Source organism: Protofrankia sp. Cr1 (genome assembly GCF_963555865.1).
Taxonomy (GTDB): domain Bacteria; phylum Actinomycetota; class Actinomycetes; order Frankiales; family Frankiaceae; genus Protofrankia.
Genome location: NZ_CAUVXO010000422.1, coordinates 1 through 4,623, shown reverse-complemented (window position 1 = coordinate 4,623; position 4,623 = coordinate 1). Strand labels below are relative to the sequence as shown.

Sequence of the window (4,623 nt, the reverse complement as noted above, 5' to 3'; positions counted from 1 at the left end):
CGCCCCGCTCAGATGCACCCCGGACAGCGTCAGCTCGTCACCGAGGCGCGCTGCCGGCTGCCGGCGCTGCGGCTGCGCCGCTGTCAGCGTCGGCACCGGCGGGATCACAAACGGCACGACCGAAACCCCGGCATCGGCCGGCCCGCGGGTCAGCACCGGCAGCGGCGTCCGCGCCTGGCGACGACTCTCGATCAGAACGACCCGCGCCTGGTACGCGGCGGAGATCCGGTACTGCGTCTGGAATGCCGTCCACAGGCGATACATGTCGTCGATCGACAGCGCTTCCGGTGTGATTCGTATCCGCTCGACCTGTTCCCACAGGTCGTTGCCGGCGAGCGCGATCCTGATCTCCCGTGGACCCAGAACCGGATGGTCGTGCAGCGCCACCATCGCCCGCCCCAGCAGGTTGTGGGCCATGACGTCGTCATCACCGTCGCCGTACGCGGTGATCAGATAGTGCAGAATCAGCGGCAACGGCGGGAATGCCGGCTCACCCGGCCGAGTGCCGGGCGGGTTGTCGTTACGCAGCGCCGCGTCGATCGAGGTGTGGTAGAGGAACAGATTGATCTGATTACCGGTGGCGGTGGCCCGGGCACGGTCCGGCGGCTTGGCGGACACCTCGGCTCCCCCGAGGTCCGAGGCCGCGTCGAAGAGCAGGTTGCGCAATGTCCTGGTGACCGCGGCGATGGCAAGGGCGCTACTCATCCTTGACCGCCGCGGGAACGCAGATAGTCGTCCAAAGACACTGCGGGGGTGCGCCCACGTCCGCGTTCACCCGCGGCCGGCGCCGGGGCGTTCGGCAGGACCGCCCGGATCTCGACCCGACCGATCGTGACCTGCACGACCGGTTCGGGGTCGGGGCCGTTCCCGGCGTGCCCGCCGTGCCCGCGGGCAGCCGTGGGTATGGGCCCTGCCAGCAGGGACCCCGTGGCCAGCAGGGACCCCGTGTCGGAGTCGACCATCGCGGCCAGGGCACGCGGCGCTGGGGAGGGCTGCCGGGAGCTGCCCGACCACGGACGGTCCGGCACCACCGGCGCGGGAGAACCAGACGCCCGCGGACCCGTCTGGTCGGGCCCGGGAACCTGCGCGTCTCCGGATCCCTGGTCGGGGTCCGGGCCTGCCGGCTGCTCACCGACCGAGGCGTGCCGGCTGTTGCCGGTCACCGCTGACGGGCCCCACTTCCCGAAGCGATTTCTACCGGTCGTGACGTCGGCTGCGGCCGGTGGGAAATCGCTCTGCAGAAGGAAGCCGCCCTGTGGAAGGAAATCGCCCTGTGGACGCGAAACGCGTACACCCGCGCCGTCAACGACATCGCTGGACGCCTCGGACCCGATCTCGACCTGAGTTTGCGCGGACCCACCTGCCATGACCGGGCTGGCGAACGCCCTGCCGGGAGCCTCGGATGACGCGGCCAGCGGCGTGATTTCGGCGAAGCCGGGGCCGGTACCGTCCTCGCCGGTCGGCGACGAGCCCGTGACCCCACTGTCGGGGACGGGCCCGACCGGCGCCACCGTGCCCGCGATATCCGGGCGACCCGACGTGGTCAGGGCTGGCTGTACGACCCGAGTGGGCTGCCCGACCCAAGTGGGCTGCCCGACCCAAGTGGGCTGCGGCGCGAGTACTGGCGGGGCGTCCCGTCCGCCCCAGCCGGTGACGTCATCTGCGCGGGAACCGACCACCGCCGGCTCGATCGTCCCAGCTGATCCGAGTGATTCGTGTGGCTCGGGTGACCCGAGCGGGCCAGCTGACCCAGCAGGTTCGAACAGGGAGACGATCCGCGGTCGGACCACATAGGCGGCGTCGGCTCGCGCGGCGAGCCGGGTAAGGAAGGAACTCATCCGCCGATCGCCTCCAGATAGAAACTCCGCCGCCAAGGGCTGAGGCGAAGAATGTCGGGCTCGCGCCAGCCGTAGGCGGAGGCGATCCGGTGAACGTCGTAAAGGGTGCGCACCGCCCAGGCATCCACCTCGGCCCACAGGAACGCGGCGGCGTCGAACAACACCTCGCAGGTGCGGTCACAGGCGGGGCAGGTCGCGGCCAGCTCGACGTCAGCCTGGGGATCCATCTCCGCCATCCGTTCCTCGACGGCGTCGACGACGTCAGCGGGCAGCGCGGACGGCGCCAGGGTACGGTCGCCTCGCCTCGCCTCGACGACGCAGAGTTCGATGAGCGCCTGCCGGATTGCCGCGATCGTCATCGACGGCCCCGACAGTCTGTTCACGGCTAGAAGATCGCGGCTGGTCGGAACCCGGAACCGGACGTGGTACCCGCCGCTGTCGACCTCCGCCGGGCCAAGGGGAGCCGGCAGCCCGCGACCAGCCGCACCATCGATTCCGGCCGGCTGCGGGGTGCGGACGTCGCCGACATCGAAACTCAGCTCCAGCTCGTCACCGCAGCTGGTACAGGTGGCCACCGCGACGAGCCGGCTACCGAAGCCATGCTCCCGCACGGACAACAGGCAGGCGTCGCGCTGGCCGATGCTCAGGTCGGCGAACTCCTCCGCCGACACCTGGGGCCAGGCCGCGCCGAGCAGAAGCAGTGCACGCATCGGCGGCGGGCAGTCCTGTCCCCGCTCCCAGGCATCCAGCAGCTCCCGCGCGGGCAGCGTGCTCATGTAATGTAGCCCTTCCTCCGATCGAAGTGACACGTGCGTCCCGGTTCCCGGGCTGGTGATTCGGAGCCCGTCGGGAAATCAGCCCGGCCACGCATCAGGACGGGTCGTCGAAGGACAGTTCCTTCTCCTCCTTGACGGCGGTGTCCCGGACCCACCCCTCGTTCTCCAGTTTGATGTGCTGGATCAGCACCGCATTCGCGTTCGCATCAAGATCGGACAAACACTGGTACTCCGAAACCCAGCAGCGGAACACCTGATAGGCGATGACCTTCTGGCCCCCCTCGTTGAAGACCTCGATCGTGATGTCCTTACGGAAGTCGGCGAGTGAGACCTCCCTGTCCCGCTTCTCCGGCGCTGCCTGGGCGTTGCGGTAGTCCCACACCTTGTTCGCCCACCGCTCGAACTCGACGTCGAACGTGACACCCCGTTCCAGGGTGATCGCGTCGAACTCGACGCGTCCCGGCGACTTGCGGGTGGTGCTCTCGTCGCCACCGTCGCGATGCTTGACGACCTCGGTGGTTCGTTTGAAGGCGCTCACCTTGCTGACACCCGCGACGTACTTTCCGTCCCACTTCACCCGGAACTTGAAGTTCTTGTAGGGGTCGAGACGGGATGCGTTGACGCTGAACTGAGCCATGTCCTCCGCCTCAGGTCTGCAGCTGGCCGGCGAGCTGCTGGATGTGGATGATGACGAACTCGGCCGGCTTGAGCGGGGCGAAACCGACCAGAATGTTGACGATCCCGCGGTCTATGTCGTTCTGCGGGTTGTTCTCCTGGTCGCATTTGACCAGATATGCCTCCTGCGGAGTCCGTCCCTGGAACGCGCCCTGCCGGAACAGCGAGTTCATGAAGGACCCGACATTGAGCCGGACGGAGGACCACAGCGGCTCGTCATTCGGCTCGAACACCACCCACTGGGTGCCGCGGTACAGGCTTTCCTCGATGAACAGGGCGGTCCGTCGGACCGGTAGGTACTTCCACTGGTCGGCGAGTCGGTCGGCGCCGCGCAGGGTCCGGGCACCCCATACGACGGCGCCTGCGGCCGGCAGCGTCCGTAGGCAGTTGACGCCCAACGGGTTGAGCCGACCGTTCTCCAGGTCGGTCACACCGACCGCGAGCGCCCTGATCCCGCTGATCGAGGCGTCGGTGCCGGCGGGCGCCTTCCACACCCCGCGCTGGCCGTCGGTACGGGCGAACACACCCGCGACCGCCCCTGCCGGCGGAAACTCCACGGCCTGCCCAGCGACATCCGTGATCGTCAGACGGGGAAAGTACAGAGCCGCGTTCCTGGCATTGTCCCCGGTGACCGGCAGCGGGCCCGCGACAACGGTCGCGATATCGGTCCACTTCTCCGGAGGATCGACCAGGAGTATCGCCCGCCGGTCGACGCACAGTTTCGCCGCCGCGTCCAGCGTGTCCTGCTCGACATCGGCCGTCATGGCGTCCGCGCTCGCGGGTGCGAGAACAAGCATGTTGAAGATGTCGGTGGCCCGCAGCAGCTCCAGGCCCGCCCGATAGGCGTGGCCGTCCGGTACGGCCCCGTCGGCGCCGCCGGTACCCTGGGCGAACGTCGCGGGCGCGCCGGCCGGGCCACCGGCGAACGGGTCCTGGCCCGCCCCCACCGCATCGTGCGCCTTCGGCTGCTTGTCGAGCACGCCGCTGCCGGTGACGAGCCGGGACCCGGCAAGCATTCTGGCCAGACTGAACGGGGATGTCGGCTTGGCGACGATGTTGCGAAAGCTCTCTTGCGCGCCGGTCCCGGTATCTCGGACCGTCAGGTTGTAGAGATCGTCCTTGATCTCGCCGACGAGAGGCTCCCGCGTGTCGTGGTCGACCCGGGCCCGCAGCGAATTTCCCCATACACCGGGGTACTTGGCCGTCACCGTCACCCCGTCACGCAGATCAATAGTCGACGCCGCCGCGCCGGCGACCGCGGGTGGCCCCACCGCGCCCGCGGACACGACCCTGACGATCTCGGCCTCGCTGCCGCCGTTGAGGTAGTACAGGTA

5 protein-coding genes are annotated in these 4,623 nt (G+C 68.9%); all 5 read right to left on the bottom strand.

All coding sequences use genetic code 11. The features are described 5' to 3' along the window. Positions 1-705, bottom strand: a 705-nt coding sequence (locus U9980_RS22830; RefSeq protein WP_322769817.1) for a DUF4255 domain-containing protein, incomplete at its 3' end; no start/stop codon positions are given. Then, positions 702-1,838, bottom strand: a complete 1,137-nt coding sequence (locus tag U9980_RS22825) for a hypothetical protein (RefSeq protein WP_322769816.1) — start codon at positions 1,836-1,838, stop codon at positions 702-704. The genes U9980_RS22830 and U9980_RS22825, both read right to left, overlap by 4 nt. Further along, positions 1,835-2,614: a hypothetical protein gene (locus U9980_RS22820; protein ID WP_322769815.1), complete on the bottom strand. Its 780-nt coding sequence runs from the start codon at positions 2,612-2,614 to the stop codon at positions 1,835-1,837. Before U9980_RS22820 ends, U9980_RS22825 begins: the two co-directional genes overlap by 4 nt. A gap of 94 nt (positions 2,615-2,708) precedes the next feature. Continuing rightward, entirely contained in the window at positions 2,709-3,251 is a 543-nt protein-coding gene (locus U9980_RS22815; RefSeq protein ID WP_322769814.1) for a phage tail protein, read from the bottom strand. 10 nt (positions 3,252-3,261) lie between these two features. Then, a partial coding sequence (locus U9980_RS22810; protein WP_322769813.1) for a phage tail sheath family protein occupies positions 3,262-4,623 on the bottom strand: 1,362 nt, incomplete at its 5' end.